The following is a 16,370-nucleotide window of genomic DNA, read 5'->3' on the forward strand; positions in this document are numbered from 1 at the left end:
CTGCAGAACCGGCCTTGCAGGCCGAAGAGGTCAACCCTCCAGTTCGTTCCACATCTCGATGTCGCGCTCCGCGGTCCAGATGCGCGGGTGCACGTGGCCGGTGGCCTCGTCGTAGGCACGGGTCACGTCGAAGGGCATGCAGTGGTCGAAGATGACCCAGTGGCCGTACGTGGGGCGCAGCGCCGCCACGGTTTCCTTGTAGATCGCGTTGAGCGTCTTGCCCTGCGCCACGCCGTTGTTGACCAGCGTGTACACGTCGGAGATGAAGGCACGCGTGGAGGCAATCGCCTTGCGCACGTCCGACGCGTTCTCCAGCGCGGCGCCGCGGCCGGGCACCAGCTTCTCGAAGCCGAAGCCGGCCAGGCGGTCGAGCGTGGTGGGCCAGTCGCGGAAGTAGCAGTCGCCCGCGTAGGCGGTGCTCTGGTATTCGACCAGGTCGCCGGCGAAGCAGATCTTCTGGTCTTCCAGGTACGCGATGGTGTCGCCCTTGGTGTGGCCGCGGCCGACCTGCGCGATCTTCACCTCGAGCTTCTCGCCGAGCCACACGCTCATGGTGCCGTCGAAGGTCATGGTGGGCCAGGTCAAGCCGGCCGGCACCGATTCGACATTGCGGAACAGCCGAGGGAAGCGGCCGATCTCGCTGGCCTTGTCCTGCTCGCCGCGCTCCACGATCAGGTCGTAGGTGTCGCGGCTGGCGATGATCTGCTCGGCACCTTCCTTGAAGTATGCCGACGCGCCCAGGACGCGCACCGCGTGGTAGTGGCTCAGCAGCACGTACTTGATGGGCAGCAGCGTGACCTCGCGGATGCGGCGGATCACGTCCTGCGCCATGGCGGGCGTGGCCTGCGTATCGACCACCATCACGGCCTCGTCGCCGATGAAGATGCCGGTGTTGGGGTCGCCCTCGGCGGTGTACGCATAGGCGTTCTCGGACAGGCGGGTGAACGAGACCTTCTTTTCTTCGAGGTCGGCCTGGCTGGCGAATTTCTTGGTGGTCATGGAAGTCCTTGGAGGAAGTGAACGGTGAAGCCGGGGTCAGTGCGTGCCGAGGTACGCGGACTTCACCTTGGGGTTGTCGAGCAGCTCGCGGCCGGAGCCCTCGAGCGTGATGCAGCCGGTCTCGAGCACGTAGGCGCGGTCGGCCACGCCGAGCGCCTGCTTGGCCATCTGCTCCACCAGCAGGATGGTGAGGCCCGAGCTGCGCAGCTGGCGGATGGCGTCGAAGATGTCCTTGATGATGAGCGGGGCGAGGCCCAGCGAGGGTTCGTCCAGCAGCAGCAGGCGCGGCTCGCTCATGAGCGCGCGGGCAATGGCCAGCATCTGCTGCTCGCCGCCCGACAGCGTGCCCGAGGGCTGGTGCTGGCGCTCCTTCAGGCGCGGGAAGCGCGCGAACTCGCGTTCGATGGCGCGCTCGACGATGGCCTTGTCGTTGCGGCGCGAGTAGGCGCCGAGCATGAGGTTCTCGCGCACCGTCTGGTCGGGGAACACGCCGCGGCCTTCGGGCGACAGCGCCACGCCCAGGCCCACGCGCTTGTGCGAGGGCACGTGCGTGCAGTCGTTGCCGTCGATCAGCACGCGGCCCTCGGCCACGGGCTCCAGCCCGACGATGCTCTTGAGCAGGGTGCTCTTGCCGGCGCCGTTGGCGCCGATGATGGTGACGACCTCGCCCGCGCGCACTTCGAGGCTCACGCCCTTGACGGCCTCGATGGCGCCGTACGAGACCTTCACCGATTCGATTTTCAGCATGATGGTTCGGGTCCTTCTCTCAGGCGGGCACGGCCTGCGGGGGATGCGCCGCAGCTTCTTCTTCGTCGTCCACGCCCAGGTAGGCCTCGACCACGCGCGGGTTGGCCTGCACTTCCGCCGGCTTGCCCTCGGCGATCTTGATGCCGTAGTCGAGCACGATGACGTGGTCCGAGATCGACATCACCAGGTCCATGTGGTGCTCCACCATCAGGATCGACACGCCGCACTTGCCGATGCGCAGCAGCAGCTCGCCGAGCTCGGCGGTCTCCTGCGGGTTGAGGCCGGCGGCCGGTTCGTCGAGCAGCAGCAGTTGCGGCTCGGTGGCCAGCGCACGCGCCAGTTCCACGCGGCGCTGCAGGCCGTAGGGCAGGCTGCCCGCGGGCCAGTGCGCGAGGTGGCCGAGCCCGACCAGGTCGAGCAGCTGCAGCGCGCGTTCGCGCGTGGCGCGCTCCTGCCTGCCGGCCGTGGGCCACGCCACCAGCGACGACAGGAAGCCGTTGCTCATGCGGCTGTGGCGGCCCAGCATGACGTTGTCGAGCACCGAGAGATCGGCGAACAGCCGCAGGTTCTGGAAGGTGCGGCCCATGCCCATGCAGCAGATGGTGTGCGCGGGGCTGCCCACGATGTTGCGGCCCAGGAAGCGGATCGAGCCGGCATCGGGCGCGATCACGCCGGTGAGCATGTTGATCATGGTGCTCTTGCCCGCGCCGTTCGGCCCGATCAGCGCATGGATGTGGCCGCGCTGCAGGCGGAACGACACGTCCTGCGCCGGCTTCACGCCGCCGTACGACTTGGTCACGCCCTGCACCACCAGCAGTTCGCCTTCGCCGCCGGGGCCGATCTGGCCGGGAACGCCGCCGGTGCCTCCCTCGCCGCGGTGGCGCGATTTCATGAACCACTTGTTGATGAGGCCCACCACGCCGCCCGGCATGACGTACAGCGCGAACAGCAGCAGGAAGCCGTACAGGAAGTGCTGCGCCGACGGCCAGCGCGCCAGCAGCGCGTCGGTCAGCGTGAGCAGCACCGCGCCCACCAGCGGCCCGTACATCGAGCCCGCGCCGCCGAACAGCACCAGCAGCAGGATGAAGATCGACAGGTGGAAGGTGATGAAGTCGGAGTTGATGTACTGGTTCTGCTGCGCCACCAGCGCGCCCGCGATGCCGCAGGTGACGGCCGCGACCACAAAGGCCATGACCTTGGCGCGGTACACCCGCACGCCCACCGACGACGAGGCGATCTCGTCCGCCTGCAGCGACAGCAGCGCGCGGCCGAAGCGCCCGCCCAGCAGGTTGCGCAGCAGCAGGTGCAGCGCGGCGCACAGCACGATGCCCAGGATGACCCACTGCGTGGTGTCCAGCGGCGCGCCCTTCCAGGTGAGCGGGCGGATGCCGTAGATGCCCTGGGCGCCGCCGAACACGTCGGTCCATTCGCCCACCAGCTTCTCGACCACGATGCCGAAGGCCAGCGTGACCATGGCCAGGTACGGCCCCTTCACGCGCAATGAAGGCAGCGCGATGAGCACGCCGCACAGGCCCGAGATGACGGCGGCGAGCGCGAGCGCGAGCCACGGGTCCATGTCGGTGCGCGAGGTCAGCAGCGCGACGCCGTAGGCGCCGGCCGCGAACAGCCCGGCCTGGCCGAGCGATTTCTGCCCCGCGTAGCCGACCAGCACGTTCATGCCGGCGGCGCACAGGTAGTAGACGCACATCATGAAGGCGATGCGCAGGTAGTAGTCGTTGCCGAACTGCGAGACGATGCCGGCGAGCACCGCCGCGACCAGCACCACGGCAAGGGGATGGGCGAAGCGCTTCATGGCGGTCAGACCTTTTCCACCGTCGCGCGGCCGAACAGGCCGGTGGGCCGGAAGGCCAGCACCAGGATCACCAGCGCGAACACCGCCACCTCGCGCCACTGCGCCTGCCAGAGGTTGACCATCGACTCGAGCACGCCGAGCAGGAAGCCGCCGATGACGCAGCCGCGCGGATTGCTGAGGCCGCCGATCATGGCGCCCGAGAAGCCCTTGAGCCCCACGGTGAGGCCCATGAAGAGCGAGGCCTGCGCGATGGGTGCGAGCAGGAAGCCCGAGAGCCCCGCCAGCGCCGAGCTGACGACGAAGGCGCCGATCATCATCGCGTTGGTGTTGATGCCCATGAGGCTGGCGACGTTGCCGTTCTGCGCCACCGCGCGCATGGCCTTGCCGACCATGGTGCGGTTCATGACGCGGTCGAAGCCGAACATCACCACCACGGCCACGCCGAGCGTGAGCAGCTCCTGCGGGCGCACGCCCACGCCGAACATGCGGATCACGGTGTCGCCCACCGGCGCGGGCACGACCACGGGCTTCGGGCCCCAGATGGCGAGCCCCACGCTCTGCAGGATCACGCCGAAGCCCAGGGTGCTCATGACCCAGGCCATGCCGGGGCGGCCCGCGAACGGGCGCACGCCGAGCACGTAGAGCAGCCAGCCCAGCAGCCCCATCACGCCGAGCGCGGCCACGAGAGCGAACAGCTGCGCGCCCGCGCCGGGCACGGCGTCGCCGAAGGTGGTGGAACTGAAAGGCTTGCCCAGCACCAGGAACAGGGCGCTCATGCCGATGAACGCGCCGGCCGAGACGAACTCGCCGTGCGAGAAGTTCAGCGTCTTGGTGGTCGTGAACGTGATGCTGAATCCGAGCGCCACCAGCGCATAGGCACCGCCGACGGCGAGCCCGCTGATGAGCGCCTGCAGGAGCGCTTCAACCATGGTGTGTATCTCCGTTGCGAGACGGCGCCAGGTGCCGCGCGGGCACGCCGGTCGCGTCTCTTCTTTCTGTCTTGCTTACTGCTTGAAATCGGCCGGCTTCAGACCCTGGATCAGCGCGTCGCTGTAGGGCAGCAGCTTGCCGTCCTTCCAGCGGATCCACACCAGGTCCTTGGCAGTGAGCGCTTCGTGGTTGGTCTTGCTGAAGGGCTTGTCGTAGGTCTTGAGCACGCCCTGCACCGGCGTCTTCAGGTCCTCGAGCGCGGTGCGCACGGCGGCGCCGTCGGTGCTGTTGGCCTGCTTCATGGCCTGGGCCAGCAGCTGCATCGAGTCGTAGCCGTGCAGTGCGAACGAGAACGAGCCCGGTGCCTTCAGCTTGGCGCCGATGCGGTCGAACAGCTTCTGCTGCGCGGGCGTGCGGGTCTCGCTCACGGTGCGCATGAAGATCGGCTTCTCGGCGAGCGCCTTGCCGGCCGCGTCGTAGAAGGTGATGTTGTCGGCCGCCCACGAGGTGAGCGTCAGCGGGAAGTAGTTGATCTTCTCCATGCTGCGCACCAGCTGCGCGATGGGCGTGCCCTGCGCCCACACCACCACGGTGTCGACGTTGGCGGCCTTCATCTTGCTGAGCTGCGAAGTCATGTCGGTGTCGCCGACGCCGAAGCGCTCGGTGGCCGCGATCTTGATGTCCTGCAGCTTGGCGATCTCTTCCATGTCCTTCAGGCCGCCCTGGCCGTAGCCGGTGGTCTCGGCCATCAGGCCCACGACCTTGGAGGCGGCGGTGTTCTTCTTCACGTAGGCCATGAGCGCGGCGACCTGCTCGCGGTCGACCATCGACACGCGGAACATGTAGTTGTCGGCGCCGGGGCTCATCGGCTTGGTGATGTCGGTGCCCGAGCCCACGTTGCCCAGCACCGGAATCTTCTTCTGGTTGGCGATGTGCTTCCACGCCATGGCGTTGCCCGAATTGGTGGGGCCGAACACCGCCACCACCTTCTCGTTGTCGATCAGGTCGCTCATGTTCTGGATCGACTTGGGCGGCGCCGACACGTCGTCGCGCGTGACCAGCGCCAGCTTCTTGCCGAGCACGCCGCCGGCGGCGTTGATGTCGGCGATGGCCGCTTCCATGCCCAGCACCGCGGCCTGGCCGCTCTGCGCGGAGGGCGAGGCGGAGAGGTCGCCGTTGTAGCCGACCTTGATGTCCTGCGCCGAGGCGCCGGCCGTGAAGGCGGCGAAGGCCGCGGCTGCGAGCAGCGTCTTGTACAGACGGATGGTTTTCATTTTTTGTCTCCTGAGGTTGACGGACGAGGAAGCGGAAGGAAAGCGGGAACGCGGGAACGCGATGGCGGTCTCAGACGGCGAGGAAGCCGCCGTCCACCGGCAGCACGATGCCGGTGACGTAGCGCGACATGTCGCTGGCCAGGAAGATCACCGGACCGACGAGGTCTTCGGTCTGGCCGACGCGGCCCATGGGAATGCGCGTCATGAACGACTCGAGGCGCTGCGGGTTCTCGCGCGTGGCGGCGGTCATGGGCGTCTCGATGACGCCGGGCGCCAGCGCATTGACGCGCACGCCGGCCGGTGCCAGCTCCTGCGCGAGCGACTGCGTGAGCATCTTGATCGCGCCCTTCGACGGCGAGTAGCCGAGGCTCGCGGCCTGCCCCGCGTACGCGGCGATGGAAGCGATGTTGATGATCGATCCCTTCGTCTGCCTGAGCACCGGGATGAACGCCAGCGTGGTGTTGAAGGTGCCGTGCACGTTCACGTCGATGGTCTTCTTCCAGTTGGCCGCGGCGTTCGGGCTGGAGGTGTTCTCGCGAATGATGATGCCGGCGTTGTTCACCAGCAGGTCGACGTTGCCGATCTCCTTGCCGACGCGTTCGGCCAGCGCCTGGCAGGCCTCGGGCGCGGTGACGTCGAGCACGAACGACCAGGCTTCGCCGCCTTCGTCGCGCACCAGCTGCGCGGTCTCGCGCACGGTGGCGTCGTTCATGTCGGTGACGACCACGCGGGCGCCGGCCTGCGCCAGGCCCAGCGCGAGCGCGCGTCCGTTGCCCTGGCCGGCGCCGGTGATGAACGCGAGACGGCCTTCGAGCAGGCGGGGTGCGACGTGGGAGGGAAAGGCCATGGGTTGTGTCTCCTTCGGTTCGATGGTGTTTCTGGCGGGCGTACGGGGTCAGGCCTTGCGGGCCAGCGGCACGGCTTCGCGGCGCTCGACCTGCAGTTGCACCGGGGCCATCGCCTCGGCCTGCGCGACCTGCAGGCCCGCGACGTAGCCGAAGGTCAGCGCCGGGCCGAGCGTGATGCCGGCGCCGGGGTAGTTGCCGCCCATGACGCTGGCCGCATCGTTGCCCACCGCATACAGGCCCTTGATCGGCTGGCGGTCGGCGTCGAGCACGCGAGTCTTCTCGTCCGTGACGAGACCGGCGAAGGTGCCGATGTCGCCGATCACCAGCCTGATGGCGTAGTACGGGCCGTTCTCCAGCGGCGCCACGCACGGGTTGGGCGTGACGTTGGCATCGCCCTGGTAGCGGTTGTAGGCCTTGCTGCCCTTGCCGAAGGCGGGGTCGTCGCCGGTGCGCGCGCCCTGGTTGAACTCCTGCACCGTGGCTTCGAGCACGTTCGGCGCGATGCCGATTTCCTTGGCCAGCTCGCCGATGCTCGCGCCGCGCTTCAGGTAGCCGCTCTTCAGATGGCGGCCGATGGGCAGCGGCGCGGGCGCGACGCAACCCAACCCGTAGTCGCGCAGCGCCTTGTGGTCGCACAGCAGCCAGGCCGTGACCTCGGGCTCGCCTTCGCAGGCCTTGACCATCGCCTGCACGAAGTCGTGGTACGAGTTGCCTTCGTTGGCGAAGCGCTTGCCCTTGGGCGTGACCGCAATCACGCCGGGCTTGGCGCGGTCGATGAAGTGCGGCATCACGCCCTCGGTGCCGTCGGGGCGCGTGGTGACCGAGGCCGGCACCCACGCGGCGGCGTGCGGGATGGTGCCGTCGACGCGGCCGCCCACCGCTTCGGCCAGGCGCAGGCCGTCGCCAGTGTTGGTCGACGGCGATGGCGAGTAGTGCTCCTTGCCGGTCGGCGCGTGCGGGAACAGCTGCTTGCGGCGCTCCACGTCGTAAGGGAAGCCGCCGCAGGCCAGCACCACGCCGCGCTTGGCGACCACGCGCAGCGTCTTGCCTTCGTGCTGCACGACCGCGCCGCTGACGCCGTCGTACTCGACCACGAGTTTCTTCACGGGGGACGACAGCCACACGGGGATGTCGAGGTCCATCGCGGCCTTGGCGAGGCGCCCGGCCAGCGCGTTGCCGTTGGTCAGCGTCATGCCGCGGCCATGGCCCAGCACGTCGAGGAAGTGACGCGTCAGCCGCTTGGTGACGTACCAGAACGAGGTGGGCGACTTGAAGGCCCGCATGAAGTGTTTGATCTCGGGACCCGAGCCCAACATCATCCCGAACACCGTGAGCTCGGGCAGCGGCGGCGCGAGCTGCTTCACGCGCGCGCCGAGCTCGCGGCCGTCGAACGGGCGCGTGACCATTGAGCGGCCGCCCTGCTGGCCGCCGGGCGCTTCGGCGTGGTAGTCGGGGAACACGGCCGGCATGTCGAACTGCACGCAGGTGTTGCGCGTGAAGAAGTCGATGGCCTTGGGACCCATGTCGAGGAAGGCGCCGACGCGCGCGGCATCGAAGTGCGTCGTGGTCTCGTGCTTCATGTAGGCCAGCGCGGCGCCCGCGGGCTCGTGGATACCCTGTTCAGTGGCCAGGCGCGTGCCCGGAATCCACAGCCAGCCGCCCGATCGCGCGGTGGTGCCGCCGAAGCGCGGCTCCTTCTCGACCACCAGCACCTTCAGTCCCTGCGATGCCGCCGTGATGGCCGTGGCCATGCCGGAGGCACCGCTGCCGACGACGAGCACGTCGCATTCAAAAGTGTTCTGTTCCATGTCTCTCTTTGCCTGCCTGTGTTGTGTACGACTCAAGTTGGGCGGAGTTTAGGCAGCGACATTGATATGGTCAAGCTGGTTAGTTACTATCAGATGATCAATCATCGTCGATTGTTCATGACAATATCAGTGGAAACCCTGATGGATATACTCGCCCCCACTCTCATTCCCCACGCCGGGCGCCCCATGGAAAAGCCAAGACGTGGCATTCAGTCAGTCGAAATCGGAACCCAGTTGCTGGTGGCCCTCGGGCGCCACGTGGCGCCCATGGCGCTGCGCGACCTGGGCAAGGCGGCGGGCGTGCCCGTCGGCAAGGCGCACCCCTACCTGGTGAGCTTCCTGAAGGTCGGCTTCGTCGTGCAGGACAGCGCGGGCCGCTACGAACTGGGCCCGCTGGCGCTGCAGCTCGGGCTGGCCAAGCTGCAGCGGCTCGATCCGATCAAGGAGGCTTCGCCGCTCATCGAGGCGCTGGCCTCGGAGACCGAGCAGAGCATCGCGGTGGCCGTGTGGGGCAACTTCGGGCCGACCGTGGTGCGACTGGAGGAGCCGATCCATCCGCTGCACGTGAACCTGCGCACCGGCACGGTGATGTCGCTGGCCTACACCGCGACGGGGCGGCTGTTTGCGGCGTACCTGCCGCCGAAGGTGGTGGAAAAAATGATGCTGGACGACCTGGCGCGCACGCGCCCGGCCGACGGCCGCGGCTCCACCGCCGAACTCTCGCGCGCGGAGATCGAGGCCCTGCTGGTCGAGACGCGGCTGCACGGCATGTCGCGCACGCTGGGCCAGCCGATCCCGGGCATCGATGCCTTCTGCGCGCCGGTGTTCGACTCCACCAACAACCTGGTGCTGGGCATCACGGCGATGGGGCCCGAGGCCACTTTCGACCGCGAATGGGAAGGCCGAGTGGCCGTGCCGCTGCGCGCCTGCGCGCTGGAGATCTCGCGCCGGCTGGGCTTCGTGCCCACGGGCGAGCAGCCTTAGCGGCAGCGCGCGCCGCGCTGTAGGCACGCGCTCACGCGCGCGAATTGCTTTATCCCGCACACGGCGCGAGCAACCGGCGCCAACCTAGAGGCTCACTTGTTCAGGAGACCTCGATCATGAAAAGCATCATTCTTTGGCTGTGCGGCGTTCCGTTGATCGTGATCATCGGCTTGAAGGTCTTCGGCATCCTCTGACCCTTCCTGTTTTTTGCTCGAACTGCGACATTGCGGTTCCTCCTCACGGCGCCTCGGCGTCGTTAAGCGCCTCTTCGGAGGCGTTTTTTTTTGAGGCATGTGGCTCGCCCCAGGCTGCGCGCACTGCGTGTCGCTTCTCCTTCCCCCTGACGGGGGCCGCTTCGGGCGGCCGTGCGCGCCAGCGTTCGTGAAGGAGAGGCGTCAGTGGGTGTCGCGGCGCAGCTGCTGCACGTCTTCATGCAGCGACTGCGCCCACTCGCGGCGGTCTCGGCCGTGCGAGTCCTGCGGGTCGCCGAAGCGCACGATGGCCAGCAGCGGCGGCGCGCGCAGCGTGTTCCACAGCGAGGTGAGCAGACTGTCGTCGTCGATGTAGCGCGGCGCTTGACTGGTCTCGCCGGTGGCGGCATCGGCGAAGCGCAGCGCAGCAGGCATGACGGGCGCACCCGACGAGATGGCCGCCTGCAGCAGGTTGGCATGGAACGGCAGCAGGCCGCGCCCGTCGCTGGTGGTGCCCTCTGGGAACACGCCGATCAGGTCGCCGTTGCGCAGCGCCTCGGTCATGTGGTGCACCACGCGCAGCGCGTCGCGGCGGCGTTCGCGCTCGATGTAGAGCGTGCCCGAGCCGGTGGACAGCGTGCCGATCAGCGGCCAGCCCTTCACGTCGGACTTCGACACGAAGCGCACATGGCGCGCCGCGTGGAGGCAGGTGATGTCGAGCCACGAGAGGTGGTTGCAGATGAGCAGCACCGGCCCCTGCGCCGGCGGCGTGCCCTGCACCTTCAGCGTGATGCCCATGATCTGGAGCATGCGCACCGACCACGCCTGCACGCGCGCGTTGCGCTCCTGCTGCGACAGGCCGGGAAAGGTGCGGCGGATGGTCCACCAGCCGGCCACCGCGTGGCCCACCGCGTGCAGCAGGCGCGCGCCGGCCTTCAGAGAGTGAAGCATCTGGACGTGTGTCCTCTGTGGTCGTTGTGGCTTCGTTCCTGTGCGAAGCGGCCTCAGCCGTGCACCACGCGGCCCGCCACCAGCGTGTGGCGTGCGCGGCCCTGCAGCGGATAGCCGCCGAACGGCGTGTGCTTGCCCTGGCTCTTGAGCGCATCGGGCTGCACCTGCCATTCGAGTGCCGGGTCGGCGATGCACAGGTCGGCCACGCCGCCCGCCACCAAGCGGCCGATGCCGGTGTCAGCGTCGGCGGCGCTCAGCAGGCGGGCCGGCGCCGAGGTGATGACCTCGATGGCGCGTGCCAGGCCGGCACCGCTGCGCTCGCCCCACTGCAGCGCGAGCGGCAGCAGCAGTTCGAGGCCGGTGGCGCCGGGCTCGGCTTCGGCGAAGGGCAGGGTCTTGGCGTCGGCCTCGACCGGCGTGTGGTCGGACACCAGCGCGTCGATGGTGCCGTCGGCCAGCGCGGCCGAGAGCGCATCGCGGTCGCCCTGCTGGCGCAGCGGCGGGTTCAGGCGGGCACGGCTGTCGAAGTAGCCGATGTCGGTGTCGGCCAGGTGCAGCGAGTTGATGCTGACATCGCAGGTCAGCGGCAGGCCCTGCGCCTTGGCTTCGCGCACCAGCGCCACGCCGCGCGCGCTGGAGATGCGGCACAGGTGCACCCGCGCGCCGGTGCTCTTCATGAGTTCGACGATGGTGAAGATGGCGATGGTCTCGGCCGACACCGGCACGCCGCCCAGGCCCAGGCGCGTGGCCAGCGGGCCGCTGGCGGCCACGCCCTTGCCGAGGTCGCGGTCCTGCGGGCGCAGCCACACGGTGTAGCCGAAGGTGCTGGCGTACGAGAGCGCGCGCTGCAGCACCTGCGTGTCGGCCAAGGCCACGTCGGCCTGGCTGAAGCCGATGCAGCCGGCCTCGGTGAGCTCGGCCATTTCGGTGAGCACGCCGCCGGCCAGGCCGCGCGTGAGCGCGCCCAGCGGGAACAGGCGCGCGCCTTGCAGCTTCTCGGCGCGGAACTTGAGCATCTCGACCAGGCCGGGCTCGTCGAGCACCGGGTCGGTGTCGGGCGGGCACACCAGGCTGGTCACGCCGCCCGCGATGGCCGCGGCCATCTCGCTTTCGAGCATGCCTTCGTGCTCGTAGCCGGGTTCGCGCAGCCGCGCGGCAAGGTCGACGAGGCCGGGAGCGACGATGCAGCCCGCGGCGTCGATGGTGCGGTCGGCCTTGAAGCCGGCGGGGAGGCTGCCGATGCCGGCGATCCTGCCGTCGGCGATGGCGATATCGGCGGTCCTGTCGGTGCCCGAGGCGGGGTCGACGACGCGGCCGTTGGTGATGTGAATGTTCATGCGTCTGTACTTCCGGTGGCAGTCATGGCCTTTTCGGGAAACACCGTGGAGCCGGCTTCGGCGGGCCTCCGGTGTTGCCCCCGGCAGGGGGTTGGCGAAGCGGCGCGAAGTGCGCGAAGTGCGCGAAGACTGGGGGCGAGCAACATGTCTAGGCTTCGTTGCCTGCGACGATGCTCATGACGGCCATGCGCACCGCGATGCCGAAAGTGACCTGCGGAAGGATCACGCTCTGCTTGCCGTCGACCACGGCGGAGTCGATCTCCACGCCACGGTTGATGGGGCCGGGGTGCATCACGATGGCGTCGGGCTTGGCCAGCTGGAGCTTCTCCTGCGTGAGGCCGAAGGTCTTGAAGAACTCCTGCGACGAAGGCAGCAGCGCACCGCTCATGCGTTCGTTCTGCAGGCGCAGCATGATGACCACGTCGCAGTCCTTGATGCCCTCTTCGAGCGTGTGGAACACGCGCACGCCCATGCCGGCCAGGTCGCCGGGCACCAGGGTCTTGGGCCCGACCACGCGCACCTCGGCGCAGCCCAGCGTGGTGAGCGCGTGGATGTCGGAGCGCGCCACGCGCGAGTGCAGCACGTCGCCGACGATCGCGACCGTGAGGTTCGAGAAGTCCTTCTTGTAGTGGCGGATCGTGTACATGTCGAGCAGCCCCTGCGTGGGGTGCGCATGACGGCCGTCACCGGCATTCACCACGTGCACGTGCGGCGCCACGTGCTGCGCGATCAGGTACGGCGCGCCCGACTCGCTGTGGCGCACCACGAACAGGTCGGCGGCCATGGCGCTCAGGTTGGCGATGGTGTCCAGCAGCGACTCGCCCTTGGTGGCCGACGAGCGCGCGATGTCGAGGTTGATGACGTCCGCGCTCAGGCGCTTGGCCGCGATCTCGAAGGTGGTGCGGGTGCGTGTGCTGTTCTCGAAGAACAGGTTGAACACGCTCTTGCCGCGCAGCAGCGGCACCTTCTTCACCTCGCGGTCGCTCACGCTGGTGAAGTTGGCGGCGGTGTCGAGGATGTGCGTGACGATGTCCTTGGGCAGGCCCTCGATCGACAGCAGGTGGATCAGCTCGCCGTTCTTGTTGAGCTGGGGGTTGCGCTTGTAGAGCATTACTTGCTTTCCTCGACCTTGAGGCTGAAGACGCCGGCATCGCTGCGTGCGAGGGCGAGCAGCTGCGAGCCGGGCAACGCCAGCGTGGTGGCCGCGAAGTCGGCGGCCACGGGCAGCTCGCGGCCGCCCCGGTCGACCAGCACCGCCAGGCGCACGCTGGCCGGGCGACCGAAGTCGAACAGTTCGTTGAGCACCGCGCGGATGGTGCGGCCGGTGTAGAGCACGTCGTCGAGCAGCAGCACGTCGGCGCCGTTCACGTCGAAGGGCAGCACGGTCTGCGCGCTGGCCGACAGCCCGCGGCGCGCGAAGTCGTCGCGGTGCATGGCCGAGGAGATGATGCCGGGGGCACCGCTCAGGCCCAGGTCCTTCTGCAGCCGCTCGACCAGCCAGGCACCGCCGGAGGTGATGCCCACCAGTTTCGTTTCGGGGCGTACCAGCGGCTTCACGCCGGCCAGCAGGTCGAGATACAACGCCTCGGCGTCAGGAACGACAGAACTCACGATGATTGCTCCACGGCAGGGCAAGGGAAGAAGACGTCAGGGGAACACCGTGGAACCGGCTCTGCCGGGCCACCGGTGTTGCCCCCGGCGAGGGGGAAGAAGAAGCGACACGCAGTGCGCGAAACCTGGGGGAGAACCTCATTGCTCGAGACTCCTCAGAAATTGCTCCAGGATGATGCAGGCGGAGGCCGCATCGGCATCCCTGGCGCCGGACGACAGCGCCTCGGTGGTGCTGTAGCGCTCGTCGACCTCGAACACCTGGAGATTGAAACGGCCGCGCAACTGGCGCGCGAACTTCTGCGCGCGACGGGTGTTTTCGTGCGGCGCGCCGTCGGGATGCCAGGGCACGCCGACCACGAGCGCGTCGGGCTGCCACTCCTTGATGCGCGCCTCGACCTGGGCGAAGCGCGCATCGGCGCCCTCGGCCTTGATGGTCGCCTGCGGCGTGGCGGTGCGCAGCAGCCGGTTGCCGCTGGCCACGCCGGTGCGCTTGGCGCCGAAATCGAAGGCCAGGAAGGTCTGGAAGTGAACGGGAACAACGGCAGGTGCCGGGGATCGAGCACTGTCAGACATCGCCAGCCCGCTCACAGGAGGCCGCCGCGCACGGCCGCCCGAAGCGGCCGGCCCGCCCACGGCAGGGGGTTGGCGCAGCGGCGCGAAGTGCGCGCAGCCTGGGGGTGAGCCATGTCCATCAGGCGTGGCCCGCGTCCGGAGACAGCTTCCAGGCCTCGAGGCCCAGCAGCATCAGCGCCTTGTCGTAGCGTTGCTCGACCGGGGTGTCGAAGATCACGGCCGGGTCGGCGCTCACGGTGAGCCAGCTGTTCTCGGCCAGCTCCGATTCGAGCTGGCCCTCGCCCCAGGCCGAATAGCCCAGCGAGACCAGCACCTTGCGCGGGCCCGCACCGGTGGCCAGGGCCTCCAGCACGTCCTTCGAGGTGGTCATCTCGAGCCCGCCGGGAATGGTCATGGTCGAGGCGTAGACCGATTCCTCGGGCTTCTCGGCCTGCGTGAAGACCGGCTCGTGCAGCACGAAGCCGCGCTCGGTCTGCACCGGGCCGCCCTGGAAGACGGGGGCGTCGCCGAGTTCGGGACGGGCCAGGTGCAGCTCGATCTTCTCGAACAGCACCTTGAGGTTGATGTCGCTGGGCTTGTTGATCACCAGGCCGAGCGCGCCGCGCTCGCTGTGTTCGCAGAGGTACACGACGCTGCGGTTGAAAGTTTTGTCTTCCATCCCGGGCATCGCTATCAAAAAGTGATGCGTGAGGTTCATCGGGGCAGAATCGGCAGCCATATGCCTCCGATTTTACTGGCCGTCGACAAGACCTACCCCAAAGGGCTCATGTGGTTCCGCCGCGACCTCCGCGTCGACGACAACGCCGCCCTCTATCGCGCGCTGCGGGCCTGCCGCCAGGTGGTCTGCGTTTTCGTCTTCGACAAGGCGATCCTGGACGCCCTGCCCTCGGCCGACCGGCGGGTGGAATTCATCCGCGAGTCGCTGGTGGAGCTCGAGGCGGAGCTTCGTGCGCTGGGCGGCGGCCTCATCGTCCGGCACGCGGCGGCCGTCAGCGAGATCCCGGCCCTGGCCCGCGACCTCGACGTGCAGGCCGTGTTCGCCAACCGCGACGACGAGCCGCAGGCCCTGGAGCGCGACGCCAAGGTGTTCGGCGCGCTGGCCAATGCGGGCGTGACCTTCCACACCTACAAGGACTCGACCGTCTTCGACCGCGACGAGGTCATGACCAAGACCGGCCAGCCCTACACGGTGTTCACGCCCTACAAGCGTGCCTGGCTCGCCAAGGTCGATTCGTTCTTCCTGAAGTCGTACCCGGTGCGCAGCCACGCCGACGCGCTCGCGCCATCGCCCCAGGCCTACGGCGAGCCGGTGCCCGCGCTGCGCGAGATCGGCTTCGAGAAGACCAACCTCTCGACGCTCGAGATTCCGACCGGCACCACGGGCGCGCGTGCGCTGTTCGAGGACTTCTTCGAGCGCATCGACCGCTACGACGACGCGCGCAACTTCCCCGCTGTGCGCGGGCCCAGCTACATGGGCGTTCACCTGCGCTTCGGCACCGTGTCGATCCGCCAGATGGCGAGCGTGGCCCACCAGCTCTCGCTGCAGGGCAATCCGGGTGCGGCCACCTGGCTCAGCGAGCTGATCTGGCGCGATTTCTACTTCCAGATCCTGGCGCACTTCCCGCACGTGCATGCCAACGGCGAATCGAAGAGCTTCCGGCCCGAGTACGACAAGATCCAGTGGCACCACGGCAAGCACGCCGACCAGCTGTTCGAAGCCTGGTGCGAGGGCCGCACCGGCTACCCGCTGGTCGACGCCGCCATGCTGCAGATCAACCAGAGCGGCTACATGCACAACCGCCTGCGCATGGTGGTGGCCAGTTTCCTGTGCAAGGACCTGGGCCTGGACTGGCGCCGCGGCGAGGCCTACTTCGCGCTGCACCTCAACGACTTCGAACTGGCCTCCAACAACGGCGGCTGGCAGTGGGCCAGCTCCAGCGGCTGCGACGCGCAGCCCTACTTCCGCATCTTCAACCCGGTCACGCAGAGCGAACGCTTCGATCCCGAGGGCAAGTTCATCCGCCGCTACCTGCCCCAACTGGCGGGGCTCTCGAACTCGGCCATCCACTCGCCGTGGACGGCCTCGCCGGTAGAGCTGGAGGCCGCCGGCATCAGGCTGGGCGAGAACTATCCGAAGCCGGTGGTCGACCACGCCGAAGCCCGCGAGAAGACGCTGCAGCGGTACGGCGTGGCGCGCGCGAAGGCGCTGCAGAAATAGGCGCGGCCCGCGGCCCGCATGGCATTTCGCACTGCACTGCGCTAGCTGCGCAGACATGAAAAAGGGGCCCGAAGGCCCCTTTTGTT

Annotated in this window: 15 protein-coding genes; 2 read left to right on the forward strand and 13 right to left on the reverse strand. The window is 68.4% G+C overall.

The window, feature by feature from the left end:
- Nucleotides 1-30: 30 nt before the first annotated feature.
- From AACL56_RS24860 to AACL56_RS24890, 7 genes are all read right to left on the reverse strand, one after another.
- Nucleotides 31-999 carry an MBL fold metallo-hydrolase gene (locus tag AACL56_RS24860; protein ID WP_339092459.1) on the reverse strand — a complete coding sequence of 323 codons (969 nt, stop codon included), beginning with the start codon at nucleotides 997-999 and terminating at the stop codon, nucleotides 31-33.
- 36 nt (nucleotides 1,000-1,035) lie between these two features.
- Nucleotides 1,036-1,746 (reverse strand): ABC transporter ATP-binding protein, encoded by a 711-nt coding sequence (locus tag AACL56_RS24865; protein WP_339092460.1) that lies wholly within the window; start codon nucleotides 1,744-1,746, stop codon nucleotides 1,036-1,038.
- A gap of 19 nt (nucleotides 1,747-1,765) precedes the next feature.
- Nucleotides 1,766-3,559 carry a branched-chain amino acid ABC transporter ATP-binding protein/permease gene (locus tag AACL56_RS24870; RefSeq protein WP_339092461.1) on the reverse strand — a complete coding sequence of 598 codons (1,794 nt, stop codon included), beginning with the start codon at nucleotides 3,557-3,559 and terminating at the stop codon, nucleotides 1,766-1,768.
- A gap of 5 nt (nucleotides 3,560-3,564) precedes the next feature.
- The gene (locus AACL56_RS24875; protein ID WP_339092462.1) at nucleotides 3,565-4,488 is read right to left on the reverse strand and encodes a branched-chain amino acid ABC transporter permease; all 924 of its coding nucleotides are present in this window, start codon (nucleotides 4,486-4,488) and stop codon (nucleotides 3,565-3,567) included.
- Between the two features lie 75 nt (nucleotides 4,489-4,563).
- Complete coding sequence (locus AACL56_RS24880) at nucleotides 4,564-5,763, reverse strand: ABC transporter substrate-binding protein (protein ID WP_339092463.1); 1,200 nt, start codon at nucleotides 5,761-5,763, stop codon at nucleotides 4,564-4,566.
- A gap of 70 nt (nucleotides 5,764-5,833) precedes the next feature.
- A complete protein-coding gene (locus AACL56_RS24885) occupies nucleotides 5,834-6,610 on the reverse strand; it encodes an SDR family NAD(P)-dependent oxidoreductase (protein WP_339092464.1) in 777 nt (258 codons plus the stop codon).
- 48 nt (nucleotides 6,611-6,658) lie between these two features.
- Nucleotides 6,659-8,419 carry an FAD-dependent oxidoreductase gene (locus tag AACL56_RS24890; protein ID WP_339092465.1) on the reverse strand — a complete coding sequence of 587 codons (1,761 nt, stop codon included), beginning with the start codon at nucleotides 8,417-8,419 and terminating at the stop codon, nucleotides 6,659-6,661.
- 186 nt (nucleotides 8,420-8,605) lie between these two features.
- Between AACL56_RS24890 and AACL56_RS24895 the strand changes: the two genes are divergently transcribed.
- Complete coding sequence (locus AACL56_RS24895; RefSeq protein WP_339092466.1) at nucleotides 8,606-9,403, forward strand: IclR family transcriptional regulator; 798 nt, start codon at nucleotides 8,606-8,608, stop codon at nucleotides 9,401-9,403.
- 395 nt (nucleotides 9,404-9,798) lie between these two features.
- Here the strand turns inward: AACL56_RS24895 and AACL56_RS24900 are convergent, their stop codons facing one another.
- The 6 genes from AACL56_RS24900 to AACL56_RS24925 all read right to left on the reverse strand — a co-directional run bounded on the left by AACL56_RS24900 (nucleotide 9,799) and on the right by AACL56_RS24925 (nucleotide 14,784).
- On the reverse strand, nucleotides 9,799-10,545 hold the full coding sequence (locus tag AACL56_RS24900; protein ID WP_339092467.1) for a lysophospholipid acyltransferase family protein: 747 nt from the start codon (nucleotides 10,543-10,545) through the stop codon (nucleotides 9,799-9,801).
- 53 nt (nucleotides 10,546-10,598) lie between these two features.
- A complete protein-coding gene (locus AACL56_RS24905; RefSeq protein ID WP_339092468.1) occupies nucleotides 10,599-11,882 on the reverse strand; it encodes a dihydroorotase in 1,284 nt (427 codons plus the stop codon).
- Between the two features lie 148 nt (nucleotides 11,883-12,030).
- Nucleotides 12,031-12,993 (reverse strand): aspartate carbamoyltransferase catalytic subunit, encoded by a 963-nt coding sequence (locus AACL56_RS24910; RefSeq protein ID WP_339092469.1) that lies wholly within the window; start codon nucleotides 12,991-12,993, stop codon nucleotides 12,031-12,033.
- Nucleotides 12,993-13,493 carry a bifunctional pyr operon transcriptional regulator/uracil phosphoribosyltransferase PyrR gene (gene pyrR / locus AACL56_RS24915; RefSeq protein ID WP_339092470.1) on the reverse strand — a complete coding sequence of 167 codons (501 nt, stop codon included), beginning with the start codon at nucleotides 13,491-13,493 and terminating at the stop codon, nucleotides 12,993-12,995. The genes AACL56_RS24910 and pyrR overlap by 1 nt, the downstream gene beginning before the upstream one ends.
- 138 nt (nucleotides 13,494-13,631) lie before the next feature.
- Complete coding sequence (ruvX, locus tag AACL56_RS24920; protein ID WP_339092471.1) at nucleotides 13,632-14,066, reverse strand: Holliday junction resolvase RuvX; 435 nt, start codon at nucleotides 14,064-14,066, stop codon at nucleotides 13,632-13,634.
- Nucleotides 14,067-14,184: 118 nt separating this feature from the next.
- Complete coding sequence (locus AACL56_RS24925; RefSeq protein ID WP_339092472.1) at nucleotides 14,185-14,784, reverse strand: YqgE/AlgH family protein; 600 nt, start codon at nucleotides 14,782-14,784, stop codon at nucleotides 14,185-14,187.
- On the opposite strand from AACL56_RS24925, the gene AACL56_RS24930 reads away from it, so the two are divergent.
- Nucleotides 14,785-16,284: a cryptochrome/photolyase family protein gene (locus tag AACL56_RS24930; RefSeq protein ID WP_339092473.1), complete on the forward strand. Its 1,500-nt coding sequence runs from the start codon at nucleotides 14,785-14,787 to the stop codon at nucleotides 16,282-16,284.
- Nucleotides 16,285-16,370: the final 86 nt, after the last annotated feature.

The organism is Variovorax paradoxus, assembly GCF_902712855.1.
Classification (GTDB): domain Bacteria; phylum Pseudomonadota; class Gammaproteobacteria; order Burkholderiales; family Burkholderiaceae_C; genus Variovorax; species Variovorax paradoxus_Q.